The organism is Streptomyces griseoaurantiacus (assembly GCF_036189845.1).
Classification (GTDB): Bacteria; Actinomycetota; Actinomycetes; order Streptomycetales; family Streptomycetaceae; genus Streptomyces; species Streptomyces griseoaurantiacus.
In genome coordinates, this window is sequence record NZ_CP108326.1 from 6,513,987 (window position 1) to 6,539,466 (window position 25,480).

Consider the following 25,480-nt stretch of genomic DNA (forward strand, 5'->3'; position numbering starts at 1 on the left):
ACCACCTTGCCCGTCGGAACGGCGCAAGTCGTCGTACCTGAGCATTCATTGAGTCCTACTGCCGATGGAGTACGGGGGCCACGGGGTCCTCCCCAGGGTGGGCGACGGAGGGGGGAGGACGCGCCCCATTTTCCGGGCCCGTGGCCCCCGGTCCCCGGACACCCTCGACACGGACACCACACCCTCTTCCACTCCCCGCACACTTGGGTGACCATGGACGCAGGCAACGCGGGAGGTTCTTCGTGCGGGTGGGACTGTTGAGCCGGGAGTATCCGCCCGACATCTACGGCGGTGCCGGCGTCCATGTCGAGTTTCTCGCCCGGGAGCTCGCGCCGCTCGTCGATCTCGCCGTCCATTGCTGGGGCGAGGGGGCCGCCCCGCACGCCAGCCCCGCGGTCACCCGGCACCGCCCCTGGCCCGCGCTCGACGACGCCAACGACGCCCTGCGCACGTTCTCCGTCGACCTCGCGATGGCCGCCGGGCTGCGGGACCGCGAGCTGGTCCACTCCCACACCTGGTACGCCAACCTCGGCGGGCACCTCGCCAAGCTGCTGCACGGCGTCCCGCACGTCATGACCGCCCACTCGCTGGAGCCGCTGCGCCCCTGGAAGGCCGAGCAGCTCGGCGGCGGTTACGCCCTCTCGAGCTGGGCCGAGCGCACCGCGATCGAGGCCGCCGACGCCGTCGTCGCCGTCTCCGGAGCCATGCGCGAGGACATCCTCACCTGCTACCCGGCGCTCGACCCGGCCCGCGTGCACGTCATCCACAACGGCATCGACACCACGCTCTACCGCCCCGACCCCGGCACCGACGTCCTGGACCGGATCGGCCTGGACCGGGGCCGTCCCTACGTCGTCTTCGTCGGCCGCATCACCCGCCAGAAGGGCGTCCCGCACCTCCTGCGCGCCGTGCGCCGCATCGATCCGGCCGCGCAGGTCGTGCTGTGCGCCGGAGCCCCGGACACCCCGGAGATCGACCGCGAGTTCCGCGAGCTGTACGCCGAACTGAGCCGGACCCGCGCGGACGTCCACTGGATCTCCCGGATGCTGCCCCGCGCGGACGTCATCCAGCTCCTCACCCACGCCGCAGTCTTCGTCTGTCCCTCGGTCTACGAGCCGCTCGGCATCGTCAACCTGGAGGCGATGGCGTGCGGCACCGCGGTCGTCGCCTCGCGGGTCGGCGGCATTCCCGAGGTCGTGGACGACGGCCGCACCGGTCTCCTCGTCGACCTCGATCCCGGCCCGGACCAGACCGGCTTCGAGACGCGTCTCGCGCAGGCCCTGGACACCGTCCTCGGCGACCCGGCGACCGCCCGGCGGATGGGCGAGGCGGGCCGTGCGCGCACGCTCGGCGAGTTCGGCTGGGACGCGGTCGCCCGCCGAACGGTCCGTCTTTACGAGGAAGTCCTCGGGGAAGCGGCGAACGGCGCCCGTCGGGGGTAGGGAATACAGACAGACAGGGTGCCGTCCGCGCGGACGGTGCGGCACCACCGGGCGAAGAGGGGCGGCGGGATGGGCGGCTGGATGCGGCGCGGTGGACCTTCGGTGCTGGGAATCGTTCTGGCGGGCGGCGAGGGCAAGCGGCTGATGCCGTTGACCGCCGACCGCGCGAAACCCGCCGTGACCTTCGGCGGGACGTACCGGCTCGTCGACTTCGTGCTGTCCAATCTGGTGAACGCGGACATCCTGCGGATCTGCGTGCTCACCCAGTACAAGTCGCACTCGCTCGACCGGCACATCACCACCACCTGGCGGATGTCCAGTCTGCTGGGAAACTACGTCACCCCCGTCCCCGCCCAGCAGCGGCTCGGCCCCCGCTGGTACCTCGGCAGCGCCGACGCGATCCTGCAGTCGCTGAACCTGATCTACGACGAGCAGCCCGAGTACGTCGCGGTCTTCGGTGCCGACCACGTGTACCGCATGGACCCGCGCCAGATGCTGGCCCAGCACATCGATTCCGGCGCGGGTGTCACCGTCGCCGGCATCCGGGTGCCGCGCGCCGAGTCGCCCTCGTTCGGGGTGATCACCCCCGGTTCCGACGGCCGCACCGTCGACCGCTTCCTGGAGAAGCCCGCCGACCCGCCCGGCCTCGCGGACGATCCCGACCGCGTCTTCGCCTCGATGGGCAACTACATCTTCACCACCAAGACCCTCATCGAGGCGCTCCAGCGCGACGCCGAGGACGAGAAGTCGGTCCACGACATGGGCGGCTCCCTGCTGCCCATGCTGACCGAGCGCGGCGAGGCCCAGCTCTACGACTTCAGCACCAACCACGTCCCCGGCGAGACCAGCCGCGACCAGGGCTACTGGCGCGACGTCGGCACGCTCGACGCGTACTACGAGGCGCACATGGACCTCATCGCCGAGCGTCCCGCCTTCAACCTCTACAACCGCAGCTGGCCCATCTACACCCACTCGACCCAGCTCTCCCCGGCCCGTTTCAACGCCGGGGGCATCGCGAGCGAGTCGATCATCAGCGCCGGGTGCCTCATCCGGGGGCAGGTGACGCGCTCGGTGCTCTCGCCGGACGTGCGGGTCGACCCGGGTGCGGTGGTGCAGGGCTCGGTGCTGCACGACAACGTGCACATCGGGCGGGGCGCGATCGTGCGGGGCGCGATTCTGGACAAGAACGTGGAGGTGCCGCCCGGCGCCACGATCGGCGTCAACCCCGGCCGGGACGCCGAGTTGTACACGGTCTCCAAGGCCGGCGTCATCGCCCTGGGCAAGGGGCAGCAAGTCCCGCAGTGACAGCGGGGCTCCCCATGACGGCGGAGCCCGCGGCGACAGCGGTCCCGCAGTGACGCGGGGCCCGCGGCGACAGCGGTCCCGCAGTGACGCGGGTCCCGCGGTGACGCGGGTCCCGCAAGGGCAGCGGGTCTCTCAGTCACGCGGGTCCTTCGGTGACAGCGGGTCTCTCCAGGGCGCCCGCCCGCTGAGCGACCGCGGCGCACTTCCGTGCCCACCGCCGCCGGGCAGGACGCCCGGCGGCGGTGCCACGTCGTGCGCCCGCGCGCTCCGAGGCCGGTCCGGCCGGCCCCGTACGCCCCGGCACCGGCGCCCGCAGGGCGAACGCGGCGCGCACCCCGCACACATGGCGGGAACGAGGCGCGTCAACACCCTGGACACAGCCCGGCAATCGTGTTGTCATGCCTCTGCTCGACCTCTGACAACGTTGTAATCGCTCGCCACCCACCCCTGCCGACACCCCACCAACCCCCACCCCTCACCAGCGATCCACCCTCGAGCCTGATCCGCCACCCGTCCTCACCCACGGAGGATCCGTGCGCACCAGACGCCTCAGAGACCGTCTCGCCCTGCTCCTCGCCGCGGCCATGGCCGCCGCGGGCCTCGCGGCCGCGACCGGCCCGGCCGCCGCCGTTCCCGCCGACGACGGCACCCGGGCGACCGCCGACAGCCCAGCCGAGGCCCACGGCCTCAAGGGCGAGTACTACACCCAGTCCGCCGAGGGCGCCTTCGACTTCGCCACCCTCAAGGCGACCACCTTCGACCCCACTCTCGACTTCGCCGACCTCGAACCCCGGCTGCGTGCCACGACGGGTCAGGACAACGATGTCAGCGCTCGCTGGACCGGCCGTCTCGTCCCCGAGGAGACCGGCGCCACCACCTTCTCGATCATCGGCGACAACGGCTTCCGCCTCTGGGTGGACGGCCATCTCGTCATCGACCACTGGGTCGACGACTGGGACAAGGAGCAGACCGGCGAGGCCGTCGATCTGACCGCCGGTCACGCCGTCGACATCAAGGTCGAGTACTTCGAGCACTACGGCGGCTCCAACCTCCACGTGCGCTGGACCCCGCCCGGCGGCAGCAAGACCGCGATCCCGCAGTCCGCCTTCCGCCTGCCCGAGGGCTACGACTACGACGGCCCCGTCGCGACCACCGTCCGCCCCGACGGCCGCACCCTCCAGCTCGACTTCCCGAGCCCGCTGGCCGGCGTCCCCGCCGGTCTCACCGACCACCTCAGCGCGGTCGTGGGCGGCGCCACCTGGCCGCTCGGCAAGGCGAAGCTCGACCGCAAGGACCCCTCCTCGCTGCTGATCGCCCTGGACCAGCCGGTCGTGGGCAACAAGACCGGCACCGCCAAGGGCACCGCCGACGTCCGCTACGACGGCAAGGGCGGACTCACCACCACCGACGGCAAGGACACCCACACCGTCGGCGCCTTCTGGACCAGCGGCGGCAACAAGTCGACCTACGAGCTCACCACCAAGTGGGCCAAGCAGGTCGGCCCGCACAACGCGCTGCCGGAGTACCCGCGCCCGCAGCTCACCCGCACCACGTGGCAGAACCTCAACGGGCGCTGGCAGTTCGCCGCCGCCACCGAGGGGGAGCGGCCGCCGGTGGGCAGGACGCTGGGCGAGCACATCCTGGTCCCGTACCCGGTCGAGTCCCAGCTCTCCGGCCTCGAGCGGCACGAGGAGCGCATGTGGTACCGCCGCACCTTCACCGTGCCCAAGAACTGGCACGTCGGCTCGAAGCAGCGGCTCCAGCTCAACTTCGGCGCCGTCGACTGGCGCGCCGAGGTGTACGTCAACGGCACCAAGGTCGCCGAACACCAGGGCGGCTACGACAAGTTCAGCGCCGACGTCACCAAGGCGCTGAAGCCGGGCCGCACCCAGGAGCTCATCGTCGGCGTCTACGACCCGACCGACTCCGCGAGCGGCCCGAACCAGCCGATGGGCAAGCAGCGCCTCGACCCGAGCGGCATCTGGTACACCCCCTCGTCCGGCATCTGGCAGACGGTGTGGATGGAGCCGGTCGCCGCCGACCACGTCGACAACCTCAAGCTCACCCCCGACGTCGACAAGAGCACGCTCACCATCGAGCCGCAGGGCGTCCGCGAGGGCCTGAAGGTCACCGCGACGGCCTACGCCGGCAAGCGCGCGGTCGGCACCGTCACCGGGCGCACCGGCCGGCCGCTGACCCTGCACCTGCGTGACCCGCACCTGTGGTCCCCGGACGACCCGTACCTGTACCAGCTCAAGGTGCGCGTCGGCTCCGACAGCGTCGGCAGCTACTTCGGGATGCGCTCGGTGGCGGTGAAGAACGTCGACGGCACCCCGCGCACGCTCCTCAACGGCAAGCCGATCTTCCTGATGGCCACCCTCGACCAGGGCTTCTGGCCGGACGGCCTGCACACCGCACCCACCGACGAGGCACTCGCCTACGACCTGAAGGTGCACAAGCAGCTCGGCTTCAACTCGGTCCGCAAGCACATCAAGGTGGAACCCGACCGCTGGTTCTACTGGGCCGACAAGCTCGGTCTGATGGTGTGGCAGGACATGCCCGCGATGAACGCCGGCACCAGCCCCTCCACGGCCGCCCGCGCCGAGTACGAGCGCGAGCTGAAGCAGATGATCGACGAGCACATCAGCAGCCCCTCGGTCGTCATGTGGGTGACCTTCAACGAGGGCTGGGGCCAGTACGACATGGCCCGCATCGCCGACCAGGCCAAGGCCTGGGACCCGACCCGGCTGGTCAACAGCATGTCCGGGATCAACCTCGGGGCCGACGGCGGCACCGGCGACATCATCGACGAGCACGGCTACCCGAGTCCCGCCCTGCCGCCTCACCCGGACGGCAGACGCGCCCTGGTCAGTGGCGAGTACGGCGGCCTCGGCCTGGCGGTGCCCGGCCACGCCTGGTCGGTGCAGCAGTCCTACGTGGACGTCGACCCCTCGACGTACACCGACGACTACCTCACCAAGCTCCACGAGGTGCACGCCCTCGCCTGCAAGGGCGGCAACGGGGCCGTCTACACCCAGATCAGTGACGTCGAGGGCGAGCTCAACGGCCTGCTGACCTACGACCGCCGGGTGCTCAAGCCCGACGCCGACCGGGTCAGGGCGGCCCAGCGCTCGCTCATCCACGACGCGTCGCAGCCGGTGGTCGCCGGTTGCGACGGAAACTGAGACACCACCCGCACCATGCACGAGTGACCCCCGGTCGCCCGCCCGCCACGAGCAGGCGGGCGGCCGGTGACCACCCCGGCCGGCTGCCGGGGTGCTCACCCGAACGCCCGGACCGCTCCGGGCACGGCCGGCCCGCCGGCCGTAGCCCGGGCGGTCCGGAACACCCCCAACCCTCCCGGAGGTCTTCCGAGATGAGATGGACCCGGCGCCTGCGCCTGGCCGCCGCGGGCGCGGTGGCCGCCACGGCGTTCTCCGCCCTGCCACCCGCCCAGGCCGCCCTGGCCACGGGTGCCGCCGAGCCGGCCGCCGCGTCCGGCCGGAGCGGCTCCCTCACCGACCTGGTCAACCCCTTCATCGGCACCCAGAACGAGGGCAACACCTACCCGGGGGCCGCCGTGCCCTTCGGCATGGTGCAGTTCTCCCCGGACACCGGCCACAACACCGGCTACGACTACGCCGAGGACCACATCCGCGGCTTCTCCCTCGTCCACCTCTCCGGCGTCGGCTGCGGACTCGGCGGCGACCTGCCGGTGCTGCCCACCACCGGCGAGGTCACGCAGACGGACTACGCGAAGTACGCCGCGAAGTTCTCCCACGACAACGAGCAGGCGAGCCCCGGCTACTACGGCGTCGGCCTGGACAGCGGCATCAAGGCCGAGCTGAGCGCGACCGCCCGCACCGGTGTGCAGCGCTACACCTTCCCGGCCACCGACAAGGCCAACGTCCTGATCAACGCGGGGCAGTCGCTGCACAAGACGGTGTCGACGAAGGTCGAGGTCCTCGACAGCCGCACCGTGCGCACCGCCATCACGGGCAGCGGCTTCTGCCAGGACACCAAGCCGTACACCGTCTACACGATCACCCGCTTCGACCGTCCGTTCACCGCGCACGGCACCTGGAGCGGAGACACCGTCACCGCCGGCTCCGACAGCTCCTCCGGCAGCGGCCGCAACGGCGCCTACCTGCGCTTCGACACCCGCAAGGACCACACGGTCGAGGCGACCACCGCGCTCAGCTACGTCGACGCGCGCGGCGCGGCCGGCAACCTGCGCGCCGAGGGCGGGCACTCCTTCGCCAAGGTCCGTGAGGCGGCCCGGCGCACCTGGGAGGACCGGCTCGACGACGTCCGCGTCCGCGGCGGCGACCAGACGCTGAACCGCACCTTCTACTCCTCCCTGTACCGGTCCTTCCTCGCGCCCAACATCGGCAGCGACACCGACGGCCGCTACACCGGCTGGGACCAGAAGACCCACCGGGCCAAGGGATTCACGTACTACCAGAACTGGTCGCTGTGGGACACCTACCGCACCCAGTCCCAGCTCCTCTCCCTGCTCGCGCCGCGCCAGGCCCGGGACATGGCGATCTCCGTCATCAAGATCGACGAGGAGGGCGGCTGGCTGCCCAAGTGGGGCTACGGCACGGTCGAGACCAACATCATGACCGGTGACCCCGTCACCCCCTTCCTCACCAACGCCTACCAGCAGGGGCTCCTCAAGGGCTGGGAGGAGAAGGCCTACCGGGCGCTGAAGAAGAACGCCGACGGCCTGCCGCCCACCGACTCGCCCTACGTCGGCCGCGAGGCCAACAAGGAGTACCTGCGAGACGGCTTCGCGCCCCTGATCGAGAACCGGCCGCACGCCAAGCCCGGCGACTCCGACTACGACCACGGGCCCTCCGCCACCCTGGAGTACGCCCTGTCCGACGCGATGCTCGCCCAAATGGCCCGCGACCTCGGCCACAGGGCCGACGCCGCCCGGTACGCGAAGCGCGCGCAGAACTACCACTCGATCTTCGACGCCGGCACCGGCTTCTTCCGTGCCCGTGACACCTCCGGAGCCTTCATGGGACCGGACGACCCGGCGCAGAGCGCGGGCTTCCACGAGGGCACGGCCTGGCAGTACCAGTGGCTCGTCCCGCAGGACCTGCCCGGCATGATCGACCTCATCGGCGGCCGGCAGGCGGCCAACGACCGCCTGGACTCCTTCTTCGCCTACGACCAGCTCGTGAAGGACCCGGCGAAGACCGCCCGCGAGGTGTGGGTCAACGGCCCGTACCAGTACTACAACGCGGACAAGTACAACCCGCAGAACGAGCCCGACCTCATCGCCCCGTACACCTACCTGTCCACCGGGCAGCCGTGGAAGACCACCGACGTGGTGCACGCCGCGCTGACCCTGTTCACCGACACCCCGACCGGCATGACCGGAAACGACGACCTGGGCACCATGTCCGCCTGGAACGTGCTCTCGTCGATCGGCATCTTCCCGGTCCAGCCCGGTTACGACACCTGGGGGCTGTCCACGCCGGTCTTCGACCGGGTCGACCTCACCCTCGACCACCGCTACTACCCGAAGGGACACCTGACGGTGACCGCCTCCGGCACCTCGGACAGCGACCGCTACGTGCAGTCGGCCCGGGTGAACGGCCGCGACTACCAGAAGACGTACCTGACCACCTCGGACCTGCGCCGGACCGGCACCCTGTCGTTCACGGTCGGCGCGCAGCCGTCCGAGTGGGGAACCTCGGCCGAGGCTGCGCCGCCGGCCCTGAAGTGACCCCGGCCCTCCGCTGAGCCCCGGACCCGGTCCGGCGGCCCCGCGGACGGGTCCGACGGCCGCGCGACGGTGAAGTCCCGCCCCTCCCGGAGGGGCGGGACTTCACGTGTTTTTTACGGAGCGTAACGCGATCGTACTTGACCGTAATCGTCGGTCGGCGTTTGACTGACGGGGCACCGGTCCGGCCGCACGGCGCGCCGGGAGGTCCCCGCCGTGCTCCCGTTCCCATCCCCGTCGTCCACGCGAGGGCACGCCATGACTTCCGATCTGCTCGCCCCCCTCGATCTGGCGTTCTGGAACATCGAGTCCGCCGAGCACCCCATGCACCTGGGGGCGCTCGGCGTCTTCGCCTGCCACTCGCCCACCGCCGGCGCCCACGCCGCCGATCTGCTCGCCGCCCGCGCCGCCGGGGTGACCGGGCTGCGGATGCGCATCCGCGACGTCTGGATGCCCGGCACCCGGCTCGCCCGGGGCCTCACCGACGTACGCCTCCCGCTCGCCTTCGGCGGCGCGGCCCGCGAACCCGTCCCCGACTTCGACCCGCTGGACCACGTCCGTCTGCACGCCCCCACCGGCGACTTCCACGCCCTCGCCGGCCGGCTCATGCAGCGGCCCCTGGAGCGCGACCGGCCCCCGTGGGAGGCGCATGTCCTGCCGGGGGAGGACGGCACCTCCTTCGCGGTGCTGTTCAAGTTCCACCACGCGCTCGCCGACGGGCTGCGCGCGCTCACCCTGGCCGCCGCGATCATGGACCCGACGGAGCTGCCCCCCTCCCGGCCCCGCCCCGTCGAGGCGCGCCGAGGTCTCTTCCCCGACCCGCGCCGCCTGCCGGGCCTGCTCCGCGACACGCTGTCCGACGTGGTCTCCGACGTGGGCCGCGCCCTCGACATCGGCGCCTCCGTCGCCCTGTCCACCCTCGGTGTGCGCTCCTCGCCCGCCCTGACCGCCGAGCCCACCGGCACCCGGCGCACCGCGGGCGTCGTCCTCGACCTCGACGAGGTGCACCGGGTGCGCAAGACGGCCGGCGGCACCGTCAACGACGTGCTCATCGCGGTCGTCGCGGGCGCGCTGCGCCGGTGGCTCGACGAGCGCGGCGACGGCAGCGAGGGCGTGGCGCCCCGGGCGCTCATCCCCGTCTCCCGGCGCCGGCCGCGCACCGCCTCCCCACAGGGCAACCGGCTCTCCGGGTACCTGATACGGCTTCCGGTCGACGAGGCGGACCCGCTGCGGCGGCTGCGGGTGGTGCGGGCCGCCATGGACCGCAACAAGGACGCGGGGCCGGGGCGCGGCGCCGGCGCGGTCGCGCTGCTCGCGGACCACGTGCCGGCGCTGGGGCACCGGCTCGGCGGGCCGCTGGTCAGCCAGGCGGCGCGGCTGTGGTTCGACATCCTCGTGACGAGCGTGCCGCTGCCGAGCCTGGGGCTGCGGCTCGGCGGCAGCCCGCTCACCGAGGTCTTCCCGCTGGCGCCGCTCGCGCGCGGGCAGTCGCTGGCGGTGGCCGTGTCGACGTACCGGGGCCGGGTCCACTACGGGCTCGTCGCGGACGCGGAGGCGGTCCCCGACCTGGAACGGTTCGCGGCCGCGGTCCGCCGCGAACTCGACGTCCTGCGCACGGCCTGCGACGGGTAGGACGCACCGGGCGGCGAGGAACGCACCCGCACCGCCGGCCCGCCCTCGCCGTCGAGGGGCGCGGCCGGCCGCGCCCGCTCGCACTCCCGCACACCCCTGTTTTGGTGCTTCGTGCCGCCGCTCCGTACAATCCCCCAGTTCGAAAGGCGAGCGCGACCCGCGCGCCGCAGGCGAGCGAGGAATAAGGCAGCGCGATGACGGTGACAGAGACCGCCCCGGTGGACGACGACCCGGCGGCCGCACCCCCGGGCGCCCCCACGATCCCGCATCCCGGACAGCCCACCGGCACGGCCCCCGAGGACGGCCCGGACGCGCACGGCCCCGGGATCGACCCCGAGCGCCTCGCCGTCTGCCTCGAGGTCCTCGAGGAACTCGACACCATCGACGTCGACCACCCCGACGCGATCGCCGTCCGCCGCGCCACCTCGCACATCTACCGCAGCGTCAAGCAGCGCCGCCGTCAGGAACGCCGCGCCGCCAAGACCGCGCACGACAAGGCCGTCACCGAGGCCACCGCCACCGGCTCCGCCCAGCGCATCGACGACGAGACCGAGGGCGTGCTGCCCTCCTCCGCCACCGAGGAGGGCCGGATCGCCGGGATACTCCAGCGTCCCCGCTCCTGCTACACCTGCAAGACCCGCTACACCGAGGTCGACTACTTCTACCACCAGCTCTGCCCGTCCTGCGCCGCGGAGAACAGGGCCCGCCGCGACGCCCGCGCGGACCTCACCGGCAAGCGCGCCCTGCTGACCGGCGGCCGCGCCAAGATCGGCATGTACATCGCGCTGCGGCTGCTCCGCGACGGCGCCCACACCACCGTCACCACCCGCTTCCCGAACGACGCCGTCCGCCGCTTCAAGGCCCAGCCGGACAGCGCCGACTGGATCCACCGGCTGAAGATCGTCGGCATCGACCTGCGTGACCCCGCACAGGTCGTGGCGCTGGCCGACTCGGTCGCCACCGAGGGCCCGCTGGACATCCTGATCAACAACGCCGCCCAGACCGTGCGCCGCTCCCCGGGCGCCTACAGCGAACTGCTCGCCGCCGAGTCGGCCCCGCTGCCGGCCGGCGAGCTGCCCGCCGCCGAGGTCATCGGCACCTTCGGTTCCGGCGCGGTCAGCGAGCTGCCGGTGGCGGGCGGCGGCGCCCTCTCCGCGCAGGACGTCACCGATCTCGCGCTCGTCTCGGGCTCCGCCTCCCTGGAGCGGATCGCGGCCGGCACCGCGATCGACGCCGGCGGGCTTGTGCCCGACCTGCACGACACCAACAGCTGGATCCAGACGGTGGAGGAGGTCACCCCCGTCGAGCTGCTGGAAGTGCAGCTCTGCAATTCCACCGCGCCGTTCCTGCTCATCAGCCGGCTGCGTCCCGCGATGGCGGCGTCCGCGGCCCGGCGGACGTACATCGTGAACGTCTCCGCGATGGAGGGCGTCTTCGGCCGCGGCTACAAGGGCGCCGGCCACCCGCACACCAACATGGCCAAGGCCGCCCTCAACATGCTGACCCGCACCAGCGCCCAGGAGATGTTCGAGAAGGACCGGATCCTGATGACCGCCGTCGACACCGGCTGGATCACCGACGAGCGGCCCCACCCGGACAAGGTGCGCATGGCGGAGGCGGGCTTCCACGCCCCGCTGGACCTCGTCGACGGGGCGGCCCGGGTCTACGACCCGATCGTCCGCGGCGAGCAGGGCGAGGACCTGTACGGCGTCTTCCTGAAGGACTACGCGCCCGGCAAGTGGTGAGGACCGGGCGGGTCCGCACCCCGCGCATGGCGGGACGGTCCGGGGGAACCCGGAGGGCGTCGAACACCGTGCGAGGAGTGCACATGTCCAGCCACGACATCGGTTCCGCCGGTCCCACCGTGCCCGGCGACGCCGGCCGGCGCGACGTCCGCCCGACCGACGAGGAGTTCTACGCGAGCGACCGCCCCGCGAACCCGGCCCTGCCGGAGGACCGGCCCCGGGGCGGGGTGCCGGGGGAGGCGCTGCGGCACCGCGGTACCTGGAGCGTGACGATGATCGTGCTCTTCGTCCTGCTGGTGCTCTTCGTCGGCATCTGGGCCTTCCCGTAGGCCGGCCGCCGCCTCACCCGCCTCACCCGAAGGGCGTATGCACCGGTCACGACCGGTGGGTACGCCCTTGCGCACGTCAGGGGGCCCGGGCCGCGCGCGAGTCCGCCCGTTCGCGTGGCCGGACGCTGGACCGTGTGGCCGGATGAAGGTGCGCAACGGCCGAAAGTACGCGGACCGCAACACAAGCCTTACACAGTGTTTGCCTCCCTATCGAGCAGCGGGGCGCTCATCTGGTTAACCTGTGGGGGACGGACAGCGACACGGGGTCCCACCCACACCCATTGGTCCGTCCCGGGACAAGCCGGTCACCACGGTCTTTTCTCGCACGACGAAGCCGACGCCACCGCGTCAGAACTGTTCCCTCAGTCCCGAGGCGGGCGGCGGCCGCACAGAGCGCAGGCCGGGCCGACGCCCCCCGAGGGTGATCCCACACATAAGGAGTGCGCGGTGACACCGGAAACGACGAATCTCGAGGAACGTCCCACGGGACGGCCGTCCGTCGCGGGACCGGCCGAGGAGAAGCTCGGCAGCCTGGACGTGTGGGCGAGGTCGGCACCGATCCGCCTGGCCGGCTACGAGGACGACCTCGCCGAGCCGCACATCCTCCCCAGCGTCGACTGATCCCCTCACCCGGTTCCCCGCGCCCCTCCCCGGGCACGGGGAACCGCTACGCGGGGGGTCCCGTACCGGTCAGCCGGGTCGGGGGCATGAACTCGCGGACGTAGGTCCGCTGCCAGTACGCCCCCGTCCCGCGCCGCTCCCGTCGCGTGGAGAACCGGTACCGGTACAGACTCGCCCGTACGTACCGCGGCGGCGCGTCCGCCGGGAACGGGCTGCGACGCAGCAGCCGCAGGGTGTCGGGATCGTTCTCCAGCAGCCGCTCCAGCAGACCCCCGAACCACGCCCCCGCGTACGCCGGCGACAGCGCGGCGAACCACATCATCCAGTCCAGGCGCAGGTGGTACGGCGCGAACTGGCGCGGCCTGCGCCGGACATCGCCCGGCTTGCCGCGGAACTCGTACTCCCGCCACCCGGAGTCCTCCCGGGGCGTCCCCTCGGCCGTGCCCTCGATCACCACCTCGTGCCGGACCCGGCTGACGCTCCCGAAGGCGCCGTAGCTGTTCACCAGGTGCAGCGGGTCGAAGGAGCGGTTCATCACCTGACGCCGGGAGAGCATGTTGCGCACCGGGCGGGCGCTGAGCACCACGATCCCCGCGGCCACGCCCAGCACGACCACCTCGTACCAGAGCGGGGCCGGAGCCGTGCGCGGGGCCGAGGCGGGGAAGTCGATCACCGACAGGGCGAGCAGCACCGCCAGCCAGTTCAGCCAGGCGAAGTTGCCCGACAGCACCAGCCAGAGCTGGGTGAGGACCATCAGCGCCGCGGCGGCCGTCGCCACCGGCCGCGGAGTGAACAGCAGGAACGGCACCACCAGTTGCGTGACGTGGTTGGCCGCCGTCTCCACCCGGTGCACCGGCTTCGGCAACCGGTGGAACAACCGGCTCAACGGGCCCGGCATCGGCTGCGTCTCGTGGTGGTGGTCCAGGCACGTCAGCCTCCGCCAGCACTCGTCCCCGCGCATCTTGATCAGCCCGGCGCCGAACTCCAGCCGGAACAGCAGCCAGCGCAGCAGGAACAGCACGAGGACCGGCGGGGCCACCTCGTCGTTGCCCAGGAACACGGCGAGGAACCCGGTCTCCAGCAGCAGCGACTCCCAGCCGAAGCCGTACCAGGTCTGCCCCACGTTGACGATCGACAGGTACATCACCCACGGCACCAGCCACAGCAGCATCGCCCCCCACAGCGGCAGCCACCCGTCCGCCCCCGCGACCAGCGCCGCCGACACCGCGCATCCCGTCCACGCCCAGCCGGCGAAGAACCGGTCGGAATAGCGCAGATGGAAGACGCTCGGCGCCCGCCGGAACGGCACCCGTGCGGTGAACCGGGGCACCGGCAGCATCCCCCGCTCCCCGATCAGCGCCCGGAACTGCAGGGCCGCGCCCAGGAAGGCGACGAGATACAGCGCGGCCAGCCCTCGCTGGAAGACCAGCCGGCTCACCCAGTAGTCCGGCTCCGTGAACCAGCCCATCCCGGCCGGCCTCCTCTCACCGCGGGTGCGCGCGCCGTCCGTGCCCGCGCGGTCCACGAGTACCCGTTCCCCGCCCCGGGCGACCGGTCCCGTCCGGGACCTCCGCTTGCGCGCCCCGCCCCGCCCGGGCGGACAATGGTGATCAACCGTCTCCCGGGACCGCCCCGAACCGGTTCCGCCCCGCACTCGAAGATTCGGACGAACCCTGGCAAGGTGGGCCTCATGGCTGATCGGGGAGTGAGCGCGCCGTCGCTCCCGGACGACTGGCCCGACCGTCCGGACCCGATTCTGGCGCTCAACCGCATGGGCAGCTTCGACTGGGACCTGGACACCGGCCTCACGCAGATGGACGCCCAGGCCCACGAGCTGTTCGACCTGCGTGCCGACGAGTTCGACGACCGCATCGAGAGCCTGACTCCTCGGCTGCACGAGGCGGACGTCCCCCGCCTGGCCGAGCTGGTCACCAGGGCGCTCAAGGAGGGCGGCGAGAACTACGGCGCCTACTTCCGCATCCGCCGCCGCGACGGCAGCCTGCGCTGGACCCACACCCAGGGATACATCCGCCGCGACGCCACCGGCCGCGCCCGCCGGATCATCGGCATCGTCCGCGACGCCACCCAGGAACTGCGCGACAGCCGGGCCCGCAGCGAGCAGGCCGTCCGGGACAGCGCCCGGCGCCGGCAGGCCGAGGTCGCCTCGGCCACCATGGCGGCCCTCGCCCACGCCCGCACCGTGCGGGACGTCATCGACGTGCTGCGGGAGACCGAGGGCCGGATGTGGATGGGCGCCGCCAGCCTCGTCATGGGGCTCGTCGAGGGCGGCCGGATCCGCCTGGTCGCCGAAGGACCCACGGGCGACTTCCTGCCCGGCACCCGGATCACCGGGATCGACGAGCCGTACCCCATGAGCGACGCCGTCCGCACCCTCACCCCGCGGTTCATCGAGTCGCCGGAGGAGTTCGGCGCGCGCTATCCGATCCTGTGGCCGCACCTCGCCCATCTGCACATCACCTCGGCCGCCTACCTGCCGCTGGTCGCGCAGGGCCGCCCGATCGGCGGCATCGGCCTGCTCTACGGCGACCGGCACGGCTTCACCACCGAGGAACGCGACATCCTGGTGGCACTCACCAGCACCATCGCCCAGAGCCTGCAGCGCGCCATGCTCTACGAGCAGGAGAGCGATCTCGCCCAGGAACTCCAGCAGGCCATGCTGCCCCGCTCCCTGCCCCGGGTCCCCGACGCCGACGTGGCCGTGCGCTACCGGGCCGCCGTCCTCGGCGGCTCACCCGGGCGGAACATCGGCGGCGACTGGTACGACCTGATCCCCCTGCCCGGCGGCCGGGTCGGCGCCGTCGTCGGCGACGTCCAGGGCCACGACACCCAGGCCGCCGCCGTCATGGGCCAGCTCCGCATCGTGCTGCGCGCGTACGCGGCCGAGGGGCACCCCCCGGCCACCGCCGTCGCCCGCGCCTCCGTCTTCCTGCACGAACTCGACACCCACCGCTTCGCGACCTGCCTGTACGCCGAGGCCGACCTGTCCACCGGCGTCGTGCAGTTCGTCCGCGCCGGGCACATCGACCCGCTGGTGCGGGACCCCGACGGAAGCTGCCGGCGCGTCCCCGTCCGGGGCGGACTGCCGCTCGGGCTGTCCGCGCTGTTCGACTGCCTGGAGTACCCCGTGCAGACCATGGAACTGGACCCCGGGCAGACGCTGGTGCTGTGCACCGACGGCCTGGTCGAGCAGCCGGGGGTGGACCCCGACGAGGGCATGCGCGAACTCTGTGAGCGGATCGCGGCCGGCCCCGAGGACGTGGGCGACCTCGCCGACCTGCTCATCGCCGGCGCCGCCGAACGCGGCGGCGAGGACGACGTCGCCCTGCTGCTCCTGCGCCGCAGGGCACAGTCCCGCGGCGAGCGCGGACGGCTCCAGCAGTACGTGGCGCCCGGCGACTCGCGGGCGCTGCGGGAGGCCCGGCACATGGTCCGCGCGGCCGTCCGCGACTGGGGCGCCGGGGGCCGCGCCGACGAGATCGAACTCGTCACCGACGAACTGGTCACCAACGCGCTGATGCACACCGAGGGGGCGGCCGTCGTCACCCTCCGCTCCCTGCCGGGCCCCGAGCGGCGGCTGCGCACGGAGGTCGAGGACGCCTCCAGCGCGCTCCCGCGCCGCCGCGAGGCGGGCGCCTCCGGGGTCTCCGGCCGCGGGCTGCTCCTCGTCGACGAACTGGCGGACGCCTGGGGTGTGGAGGCGCGGGGCGGCGGCAAGGTGGTGTGGTGCGAGTTCCTCGTCCCGGAGGACGGGAGCGCCTGAATGGGGCGGGTCGTGCCCGAGGCGTTCGGCGGGCCGCCGTGGCAGGCTGGAGGACATGCCCGAACTGCCCGAGGTCGAAGCGCTGCGGGACTTCCTCACCGGTCATCTCGTGGGCCGCGAGGTGACCCGTGTGCTGCCGCTCGCCGTGCACGTGCTGAAGACGTACGACCCGCCGCCCAGCGCCCTGCAGGGCCGTACCGTCACCGCCGTCCACCGCCACGGCAAGTTCCTCGACCTCGACGCCGAGGGCCTCCACCTCGTCACCCACCTCGCGCGGGCCGGCTGGCTGCACTGGCGCGACCGGCTGCCCGAGACCCCGCCCCGCCCCGGCAAGGGCCCGCTCGCCCTCCGGGTCGCCCTGGACACCGGCGCGGGCTTCGACCTCACCGAGGCCGGCACGCAGAAACGGCTCGCCGTGTACGTCGTCCGGGACGCCGCCGAGGTCCCGGGCGTCGCCCGCCTCGGCCCCGACCCGCTCGCCGCCGACTTCGACGAGGCGCGGCTCGCCGGGCTGCTCGCGGGGGAGCGGCGGCAGCTCAAGGGCGCCCTGCGCGACCAGGGACTGCTGGCCGGCGTGGGCAACGCCTACAGCGACGAGATCCTGCACGCCGCCCGGATGTCCCCGTTCAAACCCACCGCCTCCCTGACCCCCGAGGAGATCCACCGCCTGTACGAGGCGCTGCGCGGCACCCTCACCGAGGCGGTGGAGCGCTCGCGCGGGGTGGCCGCCGGGCGGCTGAAGGCGGAGAAGAAGAGCGGGCTGCGCGTGCACGGCCGCACCGGAGAGCCGTGCCCGGTGTGCGGCGACACCGTCCGCGAGGTGTCCTTCAGCGACTCCTCGCTGCAGTACTGCCCGACCTGCCAGACGGGCGGACGGCCACTGGCGGACCGGCGGATGTCCCGGCTGCTGAAGTGAGCGCGCCGCCGGGCGTCACTCAGCGGGCGTCGAGGGCCAGCAGGCGCGTTCCGTCGTCCGTGCGGATCTCGTAGCGGGCGATCTGCCCGGTGCCCAGTGCGGTGCCGCCCTCCATGGCGAGCGGCTCGCCCTTGGCGGAGGGCACCATCCAGCTCGTCACGACCTCCTCGGAGCCGTCCCGGCCGACCGCCACCAGACGGCAGGAGTGCGGGCCCGAGGCGTCCTTGACCGTGACGCCGATGTCGCTGCCCCACTCCCGGTCCTGCGCGGTGACCCTCGCCCACACCCCGGCGCCGGTGTCCGCCGCGGTCACCTGATGCGAGGGGGAGCCCTCGTCGGCCAGCAGGGCCGCCGCCGGGCCGCCCACCGCCAGGACGACGGCCGCCGCCACCGCGACCAGCCACCGCCTGCGGCCGGTCCGGTGCCGTCCGGCCACCTCGTCGAGCAGCCGCTCCAGCAGCCGCGGCCCGGGCGCCGCCGCCGGGTGCACGGAACGCGGCGTGGCCTCCCGGTACAGCAGCAACTGCCGCGCGGCGGGCCGGAACTCGCTCACGTGCGCGGTGCAGCTGGCGCACTCCATGAGGTGGTCCTCGAAGCGGAATGCCTCCGCCTCGTCGAGCACGCCGAGCGCGTAGGCTCCGACGTCGCGATGGCGTTCCAGGGACCTCATACCAAATCCTCATGCCGGTGGTGCGGGTGGGGTGTGTTGCTGTTGCCCACCGGTACGGACCTGACCGCCGAATCACTCAAGTCCCGCGGGAAACGGTCGAGACATTCGGAGCGGTCGGGCCCCCGGATTGGTCGCCCGCGCCGGCACCGTCCGCGCGGGGGTGTTCACCGCGCGGACGGTCCCGGCGCGAGCCGTCAGCAGGTGGCCACCCCCGGCAGCCACGCGGGGCCCTTGAGGTAGATCACGGTCACCCAGGACCCGTCGGTCAGCCTCGCCCAGGCGTCGTTCGTGTAGCCCTCGGCGGTCACCTCCTGGGCGTGCGCCTGGCACAGCACGTTGACGGTGGTCGGCTGCGCGAAGTAGTCCACGACGGCGGCGTTGACGTTCGGCTCGCTGTGCGTGCGCACCCCCGTGCCCCAGGTCTGCCAGGCCGTGCTGCCCCCGCTCGGCGGCGGGGCGCTGCCGCCCGCGCAGTCCGGGACGCCGGGCAGCGAGGCCGGGCCCTTGATGTAGATGTTCGTCAGCCAGGACCCGTCGGACAGCCGGGACCAGATGTCGTTGGTGTAGCCCTCGGCCGTGACCGTCTCCGCGTGCTCCTGGCACTGGACCGACACCTGCGTGGGACCGGCGAAGGTGTCCACGACGGAGGAGCGGGTGCTCGGCGTGGAGTGGGTGCGCACCCCGGTGCCCCAGGTCTCGAAGACCGAACCGCCGTCCGCGGGCGGGGGAATCGGCGTGCCGGAGCCGTTGATCCGCACCGCGCCCGCGTAGTCGCCGCCGGTGCGCACGGAGGTGACCCTGATGTGCGTGCCGGACTCGTAGGCCTCGACCATCTGCCCGCCGCCCAGGTACATGGCGACGTGGTGGATGTGGCCGCTGCCCCAGAACATCAGGTCGCCCGGCAGCAGCGGGGCGGTGCCCTGCGAGGCGGTGAAGCGGGCGGCGGCGTGCGAGCTGTGGAACTGGTCGTCGGCGGTGCCGTTGAGCAGGTCCTTGCCGGTCGCCCTCCAGTAGGCGTAGCGCATCAGCCCCGAGCAGTCGAAGCCCATGCGCTCGTCGTCGTGCAGGCTGTCCGGGTCGGAGCCGTCGTAGTAGCCGTAGGTGGCACCGGGCGTGGCGCCGTGACCACCGCCCCAGCTGTACCAGACGCCGATCTGCGAACAGGCCGCGCTCACGGCGGCCTCGGCGGTGACCGAGGCGCCCGGGGCCAGCACACCGCAGTCGGCGGCGGCTCCGGAGGCGTGGGCGGGAGCGGCGTGCGCGGGAGCGGCGTGGGCCGGGACGGACACGAAGGCGGACAGACCGAGGACCGAGGCCCCCAGAAGCGCGCCGGTGCTCCGGCGGCGGGTGCTGCTGACATTCACGGAACTCATCCTCACGTCGTCGACGTCGAGCGTGACGCCGCCGGGATCGTCCCGGCGGCGGTGACACGGAAAGGCGCGCCGCGCCCCACCCCCGTGGAGGCGCGGCGCTGCTCTAGTGGCCCAGCACGGCGCGCATCTTCGCCAGCCCGCGCATCCTGTTGCGCTGCACCGTGCCGCGGTGGGCGCCCAGCCGTTCGCCCGCCGTGTCGTGGCTGAGACCCTCCAGATCCACCAGGATCACCGCGGCCGCCTCCTTCTCGGACAGCGTGCGCAGCAGCGCGAGCGCGGTGGCGGAGGCCTCGTAGGAGCCGAGTCCGCCGTCCCAGCCGGCCTCGGGGAGCCGGTCGGTGGCCCGTTCACGGCGGGAGGGGCGCGCCCACGAGTCGCGCAGCAGGTTGAGGGCGACGGCGCAGGTGTAGGCGTACGGGTGCCGCTGCCGCGTGAGGCCGCGCTCGCGGGCGCGCCGGGCGAGCCGCAGATAGGTCTCCTGCAGCAGGTCGTCGGCCTCGTGCGGATCGCCCGTCAGCGCGAGCAGCCGTCTGCGCAGGCGGGGCAGGTCCGCGGTGAAGGACGCGTCGAACTCCGTGGCGCTCATGGCCTCCTCGCCGACGCGCCCCGGCGGCGGACAGACGCCGTCGCTGTGTGTCATGTGTTTCCCCCTGGGTCGTACTGCTGTTCGGTGCAGGTGCCGTGCGGTGGTGCGCCGTGCGGTGGTGCGCCGCCCCCGTCGCGGTGGTCAGCCGGTCGACGGGGACGGGTCGGCCGGGCCGTACCGGGCGGCGGCCGCCCGGGTCGACAGGGCCCAGTAGCGGTCGCCGTACGACCAGTGCCACCACTCGGTGGGGTAGTTGACGAACCCGGCAGAGGACAGCGCCCGGCCCAGCACGGCCCGGTTCGCACGGGCCTCTTCCGTCAGCCCCGGAGCCCCGGTGCGGCAGGCCCCCTTGCTCTCCTCCGGAGTGGCGTTCACCTCCGTACCCAGCTCCAGCTCCCGCCCGTCGGCCCCGCACAGCGTCAGGTCCACGGCCCCGCCGCTGACATGGGGTGCCACCTCGGGCGGCGAGATGTACGCGCTCGCCAGCTCACGGATGCGTCCGGGCGGCGCCTCCGGATGCGCGCGGCGCAGCGTCGCCGCGTACTCCTCGAAGTAGCGGCTCTGCAGGGCCGGTGGCCGGTAGCCCTCCACCACCAGGAACCGCAGCCCGTCCGGCAGCAGGCGCTGAGCCCGGAGCAGCCGCTCCCGCGCGCCCGCCCGGAGCCGGGCGTAGCTGCCGTCGTCGTCGGCCTTGCGGGCGTCGAGCCGCAGGTGGCCGTCTGCGCGCAGGTCGACCAGCGGCTCGCCGCACTCGGCCACGGCCGTCGCGGCGACCCGGGGATCGGAGAGCAGGATGAGGTCCGTCACGTACGACAGCGTCCCCGCACCCGATGCAGAACCTCTGCAGAAGCGCTGCAAGGCAGTGGCAGCCGCGACTCCGCCCGCCCCGGCCTCCCGTGGACGCGCGGTTCGCTACCCCTCGTCCAGACCGAGCAGCGCCGCCGTGGTCTCCCACAGTCGCGATGCGACGGGTGGTGCCTTGACCGTGCGCGGCCTGCCGTTCTCGTAGTAGGCCCCGGAGACGAGCGCCTCCCCGGGAGCGGGGGTGACGAACCGCAGCAGGTGTCCTGCCGCCTTCCGCGGAGGCTGGAAGAACAGGCGCGGCACGGGCGTCCGGAACAGTGCGCCGACGGAACTGCGGCTGGTGCGGGCGAAGTTCGACGAGACACCACCCGGGTGGAAGGCCACCGCCGACAGGCCCCGCTCGTGGTACCGGTCGTGCAGCTCCCGGGTGAAGAGGACGAGCTCCAGTTTGGCGTTGCCGTAGGCGCGGACGGGGGAGTAGTTCCGCGCGTTGTTCAGATCGTCCAGGTCGACGCGGGCGGACAGCCGTGCGGCGTTGCTCGACGTCTGCACGACGAGGCCCCCGGAGGCGAGCAACCGGTCCAGCAGCAGGTTGGTCAGCAGGAACGGCGCGAGGTAGTTGACCTGGAAGGTCTCCTCGAAACCGTCCGCGGTGACGCGGCGGTCCCCGAGGATCGCCCCCGCGTTGTTGACCAGTACGTCGATGTTCGGGCGGTGCTCGGCGAGCTGTGCCGCGAGGGCGCGCACATGGTGCAGGCGGGCGAAGTCGGCGACGAAAGAGGGCACGCCGAGTTCCTCCCCGACCGCCCTGGTCTTCGCCTCGGACCTGCCCACGACGATCACGTCGTGCCCGTCGCGTACCAGCAGACGCGCGGCGGCGGCGCCGATTCCGTCGCTCGCTCCAGTGACGACGATGGTCTTCGGCACGCTGCGGCCGGCGAACTCCGTTGATCGAGACACGAGTTCGCACAGTACAGAAGCGGCGGGCGGGCGGGCGCGGCGGGGGATGCGTTCGGCCGTCCGGTCGTGTCCGAGAAGCGTCGGGCCGCTCCTCCGCCGCCCCACCCGCGCCCGGGCGCGGGAACGGCATACGCCCGCTCCCGCGTCCGGGCGGAACGGCCTACGCCCGCTCCCGCGCCTCCCGGCAGTCCAGTTCGCGGAAGACGGCGAGGGCTCCGGCGCGGGCCGCGTGTGCCTCCTCCTGCCGGCCGTCGGCCGCCCACACCTCGGCCAGGTCCCAGGCCGTGCGGGCCCGCCAGACGGGAAGGCGCAGCGCCTCCCATTCCGCCAGGGCACGCTCCAGCGGTTCGCGGGCGGCCCCGGTGTCGCCCGTCGCGAGGTGGCACTCGCCCAGGGTGCGCAGCACCAGGGCCACACCGAACCGGTCCTGGCGCTCGCGGGCCACCGCGAGGCAGCGGTCGAGACGTGCGCGGGCGCGGGCGGCCCGGCCCGTGCGCAGTTCGACCTTGGCCAGTGACTGCTCCGTGTACATGAGCCCGAAGTCGTCCGCGAGCCCGGTGAAGACGTCCCGAGCCTCCCGCAGCAGCCGCTCGGCCTCCTCCAGGGACCCCTCCGCGCGGTGGCACAGCGCCAGCGCCCGCAGGGTGAGGGCCTCCCCGTGCGGATCGGCCCCGGCCCGGTACAGCTCCAGGGCCCGGGTGAGGGACTGCCGGGCCTGCTCGCCCCGCCCCTGCTCCCGGTGCACATAGCCGAAGCCGTACAGCGTTCGGGCCCGGCCCGCGAGGTCGCCGGTCCGCTCGTAGCGTTCCAGGGCCTCCCCGAGCAGTGTCAGGGCCTCGGGGTAACCGGCCTGCTCACGCCGGACGGTGGCCATGCCGTCGAGCGCCACCGCCTCGCCCCGCGGCACGTCCCCGTACTCCCCGAACCGCCGCAGGGCCCGCTCGAAGCAGGCGTACGACTCCTCGAACCTGTCCTGCTCGTAGGCGAGCCGGCCGAGCCCGGTGAGCAGCCAGGCCTCGCCCTCGACGTCCCCGCCGCGGCGCACCGCCGCCATGGCGGCCCGGTGCGAGCTGGACCAGGCGTCGAACCGGTTGTACAGCGCGGCCGAACTGGCGATCAGCGCCCCGGCGAGGTCGCGCGCGGGCCGGGCCGCGCCGTGGGCGGCGCAGTACTCCACGGCTGCGAGGAGACCGGCCTGCTCGGCGGCGAACCAGGCGGCGGGCCGGGCCAGCAGCTCCTCCTCGGTGTGCGCGTCGAGCGCGCGCACGGTCTCCGGTTCCGGGAAGTACCTGCTCGCCCCGCCGGGGCCCCGGGCGGCCGCCTGCTTGGCGAGGCCCAGCCAGGAGGCCACCAGCCGCAGCACGGCCGCCTCGCGCTCCGAGGGCTCCTCCTCGGCCAGACAGCGTTCGCGGGCGTGCTCGCGGGCCAGGTCGTGGATGCGGTACCGGCTGCGTCCGGTGCCGTCCACGCCGACGACGTCCACGAAATGGCAGTCGACCAGCCGCTCCACCGCCTCCTCCGCCTCCTCGACCCCGATGCCGAGGAGCGGGGCGGCGATCCAGCCGGCGAAGTCGGGCAGGTCGAGCAGTGCCAGCCGGCGCAGCACGGCGCGCTCGTGCGGATCGAGATCGGCGTACCCCAGGCCGAGGCTGACGCGCAGTTCGAGGTCGCCGGCGCGCAGTTCGTTGAGCCGGCGCCGTTCGTCGCGCAGCCGCTCCGCGAGCCGGCCAGGACCCCAGTGCGGCCGCGAGGCGAGCCGCGCCCCGGCGATGCGCACGGCCAGCGGCAGCCTTCCGCACAGCGCGACGATCTCGGCGGCCCGCTCGGGTTCGGCACCGGTGCGGCTCGGCCCCGCCACCTTCGCGAGCAGTTCCAGCGCCTCCGGCACCTCGGGCACGGTGAGGTCGAGGTGGGCGGCGCCCTCCAGGGCGACCAGGCGGCGCCGGCTGGTGACGAGGACGGCCGAGCCGCCGCCGGGCGGCAGCAGGGGCCGCACGTGGGCCTCACCGGCCGCGTTGTCGAGGATCAGCAGGACACGCCGGTGCCCGACGTGCGTGCGGTACAGCCCGGTCAGTTCCTCCACGGAGGTGGGCAGGGTCTCCGGGGCGGCGCCCATGGCGCGCAGCAGCCGGGCGAGCGCGTCGGCGGGCCGCACCGGGGCGGCGTCGGCGGCCCGCAGGTCCACGAAGAGCAGACCGTCCGGGAAGAGACCGGCGGTGCGGTGGCCGACGTGCACGGCGAGGGCGGTCTTGCCGCTGCCGGAGCGCCCGGAGACGACTCCGACCGGCGGGGCGGTGCGCCCGCTGTCGGCCACCTTGCCCAGCAGCGCCTCGGCCCATGCGATCTGCGTGGTGCGGCCGACGAAGTCGGCGATGTCGGGCGGGAGATGGGAGGGGACGGGCTCGGCAGGCGAGGGCCGGGAGGTGTCCGGAACCGCGGGGCCCGGACGGGGGTCCGTCCCCGCGTGCCCGGCCGCCTCGGGGCTCGCTGCCGGTGGACGCGCGGCGGTCCGCGGGGCCGGGCCGAGCAGCGCGGGGTCGTTGGTCAGCACCGCCCGGTGCAGCGCCCGCAGTTCGGGGCCGGGGTCGACGCCGAGTTCCTCACGGAGGACCTCCCGCGCCTCCTGGTAGGTCAGCAGGGCGTCGGAGACGCGCCCGGTGCGGAACAGGGCGGTCATGAGCTGGGCGCGCGGCCGTTCCCTGAGCGGGTGGTCCGCGACCTGCGTGAGCAGGGGCGCGATCGTGCGGTCCGCGTGGCCGAGGGCCAGCAGCAGGTCGACGTGGTCCTCCTGGCCCGTCAGCCGCAGTTCGGTCAGCCGGGCCGCCTCGATCCGGGCGAAGGACTGGCCGAGCCCCTCCAGCGCCTCCCGGCCCCGCCACAGCCCCAGTGCCTCGGACAGCAGCTCCGCGGCCTCCTCCGGGCGGCCCCGGCCGGCGGCGGACCGCCCCGAGGCGAGGAGTTCCTCGAAGCGGCGGGCGTCGATCCCGGACGGCGGGAGCGCGGCGACGTACCCCGGCGGCCTGGTCCGGATCACCCCGGCCTCGCCGACCGTGGCGAGCGCGCGGCGGACGGCGGAGACATGGGTGGCCACGAGTGCCCCGGCGGTGGCGGGAGCCTCGTCGTCCCAGACGCAGTCCACGAGCCGCTCGGTGGACAGGACCTCGCCCAGATGGACGACGAGCGCGGACAGCACCGCGAGGGGTCTGGTCCCGCCCAGCGGGGCACGCCGCCCGTCCGCCCATACCTCCACCGGACCGAGTAGACGTATGTCCAGCATGATCTCCCGATCGTCGTACCGCGCCCGCTCCGCGAAGGCTGGCAACGATATCGACGCCGGTGTGGGCGCAGGCCGAGGGCCGGATCCGCCTGGCCGGATCCGGTCCGTTTCCCACGGGCGTGCGGAACCCGTGGGAGGCCCGGGCCCCAGGCCGGTGCCGAGGGCCCCTGGGAGGCGGGGCACGAGGCCACTTGGCCGGAATGCAAGCGACACGGGCCCCTCGTACGGGAGACCGCCCGCGGGGGCACCTCGTATGACAGCGCACACGAGGAAATCTCCTTCCCGCCGGACGTCATACGGGC

General features: G+C 73.4%; 17 protein-coding genes. 10 read left to right on the forward strand and 7 right to left on the reverse strand.

Features of this window, described 5'->3' with window-relative positions; genetic code table 11:
* Positions 1 to 242 precede the first annotated feature (242 nt).
* The 8 genes from glgA to OHB09_RS28800 all read left to right on the forward strand — a co-directional run bounded on the left by glgA (position 243) and on the right by OHB09_RS28800 (position 12,811).
* Positions 243 to 1,442: a glycogen synthase gene (gene glgA / locus OHB09_RS28765; RefSeq protein WP_006141152.1), complete on the forward strand. Its 1,200-nt coding sequence runs from the start codon at positions 243 to 245 to the stop codon at positions 1,440 to 1,442.
* A gap of 81 nt (positions 1,443 to 1,523) precedes the next feature.
* Positions 1,524 to 2,747, forward strand: coding sequence for a glucose-1-phosphate adenylyltransferase (gene glgC, locus OHB09_RS28770; protein ID WP_040895802.1), 1,224 nt, complete (start codon positions 1,524 to 1,526; stop codon positions 2,745 to 2,747).
* A 533-nt stretch (positions 2,748 to 3,280) separates the two neighbouring features.
* Positions 3,281 to 5,932, forward strand: coding sequence for a PA14 domain-containing protein (locus tag OHB09_RS28775; protein ID WP_328922772.1), 2,652 nt, complete (start codon positions 3,281 to 3,283; stop codon positions 5,930 to 5,932).
* Positions 5,933 to 6,123: 191 nt separating this feature from the next.
* Positions 6,124 to 8,487, forward strand: coding sequence for a GH92 family glycosyl hydrolase (locus OHB09_RS28780; RefSeq protein WP_191851701.1), 2,364 nt, complete (start codon positions 6,124 to 6,126; stop codon positions 8,485 to 8,487).
* 255 nt (positions 8,488 to 8,742) lie between these two features.
* Positions 8,743 to 10,116, forward strand: coding sequence for a wax ester/triacylglycerol synthase family O-acyltransferase (locus OHB09_RS28785; protein WP_040895737.1), 1,374 nt, complete (start codon positions 8,743 to 8,745; stop codon positions 10,114 to 10,116).
* A 194-nt stretch (positions 10,117 to 10,310) separates the two neighbouring features.
* A complete protein-coding gene (locus OHB09_RS28790; protein WP_328922773.1) occupies positions 10,311 to 11,861 on the forward strand; it encodes an SDR family NAD(P)-dependent oxidoreductase in 1,551 nt (516 codons plus the stop codon).
* An 83-nt stretch (positions 11,862 to 11,944) separates the two neighbouring features.
* Positions 11,945 to 12,190, forward strand: a complete 246-nt coding sequence (locus tag OHB09_RS28795; RefSeq protein ID WP_006141162.1) for a hypothetical protein — start codon at positions 11,945 to 11,947, stop codon at positions 12,188 to 12,190.
* A gap of 447 nt (positions 12,191 to 12,637) precedes the next feature.
* Entirely contained in the window at positions 12,638 to 12,811 is a 174-nt protein-coding gene (locus OHB09_RS28800; RefSeq protein ID WP_006141163.1) for a hypothetical protein, read from the forward strand.
* 46 nt (positions 12,812 to 12,857) lie between these two features.
* On the opposite strand, the gene OHB09_RS28805 is transcribed toward OHB09_RS28800, so the two are convergent.
* Positions 12,858 to 14,279, reverse strand: coding sequence for a lipase maturation factor family protein (locus OHB09_RS28805; RefSeq protein ID WP_191851700.1), 1,422 nt, complete (start codon positions 14,277 to 14,279; stop codon positions 12,858 to 12,860).
* A gap of 222 nt (positions 14,280 to 14,501) precedes the next feature.
* On the opposite strand from OHB09_RS28805, the gene OHB09_RS28810 reads away from it, so the two are divergent.
* Positions 14,502 to 16,592 carry a SpoIIE family protein phosphatase gene (locus tag OHB09_RS28810; protein WP_328922774.1) on the forward strand — a complete coding sequence of 697 codons (2,091 nt, stop codon included), beginning with the start codon at positions 14,502 to 14,504 and terminating at the stop codon, positions 16,590 to 16,592.
* Positions 16,593 to 16,647: 55 nt separating this feature from the next.
* Positions 16,648 to 17,508 carry an Fpg/Nei family DNA glycosylase gene (locus OHB09_RS28815; RefSeq protein WP_006141166.1) on the forward strand — a complete coding sequence of 287 codons (861 nt, stop codon included), beginning with the start codon at positions 16,648 to 16,650 and terminating at the stop codon, positions 17,506 to 17,508.
* A 19-nt stretch (positions 17,509 to 17,527) separates the two neighbouring features.
* On the opposite strand, the gene OHB09_RS28820 is transcribed toward OHB09_RS28815, so the two are convergent.
* From OHB09_RS28820 to OHB09_RS28845, 6 genes are all read right to left on the reverse strand, one after another.
* Positions 17,528 to 18,178, reverse strand: coding sequence for a zf-HC2 domain-containing protein (locus OHB09_RS28820; RefSeq protein ID WP_191851698.1), 651 nt, complete (start codon positions 18,176 to 18,178; stop codon positions 17,528 to 17,530).
* A 194-nt stretch (positions 18,179 to 18,372) separates the two neighbouring features.
* Positions 18,373 to 19,542, reverse strand: coding sequence for a C40 family peptidase (locus tag OHB09_RS28825; protein WP_191890650.1), 1,170 nt, complete (start codon positions 19,540 to 19,542; stop codon positions 18,373 to 18,375).
* 112 nt (positions 19,543 to 19,654) lie between these two features.
* Positions 19,655 to 20,191: an RNA polymerase sigma factor gene (locus OHB09_RS28830; RefSeq protein ID WP_191851696.1), complete on the reverse strand. Its 537-nt coding sequence runs from the start codon at positions 20,189 to 20,191 to the stop codon at positions 19,655 to 19,657.
* Between the two features lie 87 nt (positions 20,192 to 20,278).
* Positions 20,279 to 20,944 (reverse strand): M15 family metallopeptidase, encoded by a 666-nt coding sequence (locus tag OHB09_RS28835; RefSeq protein WP_328727978.1) that lies wholly within the window; start codon positions 20,942 to 20,944, stop codon positions 20,279 to 20,281.
* A 105-nt stretch (positions 20,945 to 21,049) separates the two neighbouring features.
* Positions 21,050 to 21,901: an SDR family NAD(P)-dependent oxidoreductase gene (locus tag OHB09_RS28840; protein WP_319119440.1), complete on the reverse strand. Its 852-nt coding sequence runs from the start codon at positions 21,899 to 21,901 to the stop codon at positions 21,050 to 21,052.
* 160 nt (positions 21,902 to 22,061) lie between these two features.
* Positions 22,062 to 25,178 (reverse strand): AfsR/SARP family transcriptional regulator, encoded by a 3,117-nt coding sequence (locus OHB09_RS28845; protein WP_328922775.1) that lies wholly within the window; start codon positions 25,176 to 25,178, stop codon positions 22,062 to 22,064.
* Between the last annotated feature and the right edge of the window lie 302 nt (positions 25,179 to 25,480).

Bases quoted from the DNA above. Each gene is read 5' to 3' on its own strand.
- OHB09_RS28780 (WP_191851701.1), top strand. From the start codon at position 6,124: ATGAGATGGACCCGGCGCCTGCGCCTGGCCGCCGCGGGCGCGGTGGCC.
- OHB09_RS28815 (WP_006141166.1), top strand. From the start codon at position 16,648: ATGCCCGAACTGCCCGAGGTCGAAGCGCTGCGGGACTTCCTCACCGGT.
- OHB09_RS28810 (WP_328922774.1), top strand. From the start codon at position 14,502: ATGGCTGATCGGGGAGTGAGCGCGCCGTCGCTCCCGGACGACTGGCCC.
- OHB09_RS28785 (WP_040895737.1), top strand. From the start codon at position 8,743: ATGACTTCCGATCTGCTCGCCCCCCTCGATCTGGCGTTCTGGAACATC.
- OHB09_RS28845 (WP_328922775.1), bottom strand. From the start codon at position 25,178: ATGCTGGACATACGTCTACTCGGTCCGGTGGAGGTATGGGCGGACGGG.
- OHB09_RS28795 (WP_006141162.1), top strand. From the start codon at position 11,945: ATGTCCAGCCACGACATCGGTTCCGCCGGTCCCACCGTGCCCGGCGAC.
- glgC (WP_040895802.1), top strand. From the start codon at position 1,524: ATGCGGCGCGGTGGACCTTCGGTGCTGGGAATCGTTCTGGCGGGCGGC.
- OHB09_RS28820 (WP_191851698.1), bottom strand. From the start codon at position 18,178: ATGAGGTCCCTGGAACGCCATCGCGACGTCGGAGCCTACGCGCTCGGC.
- OHB09_RS28830 (WP_191851696.1), bottom strand. From the start codon at position 20,191: ATGACACACAGCGACGGCGTCTGTCCGCCGCCGGGGCGCGTCGGCGAG.
- OHB09_RS28805 (WP_191851700.1), bottom strand. From the start codon at position 14,279: ATGGGCTGGTTCACGGAGCCGGACTACTGGGTGAGCCGGCTGGTCTTC.
- OHB09_RS28790 (WP_328922773.1), top strand. From the start codon at position 10,311: ATGACGGTGACAGAGACCGCCCCGGTGGACGACGACCCGGCGGCCGCA.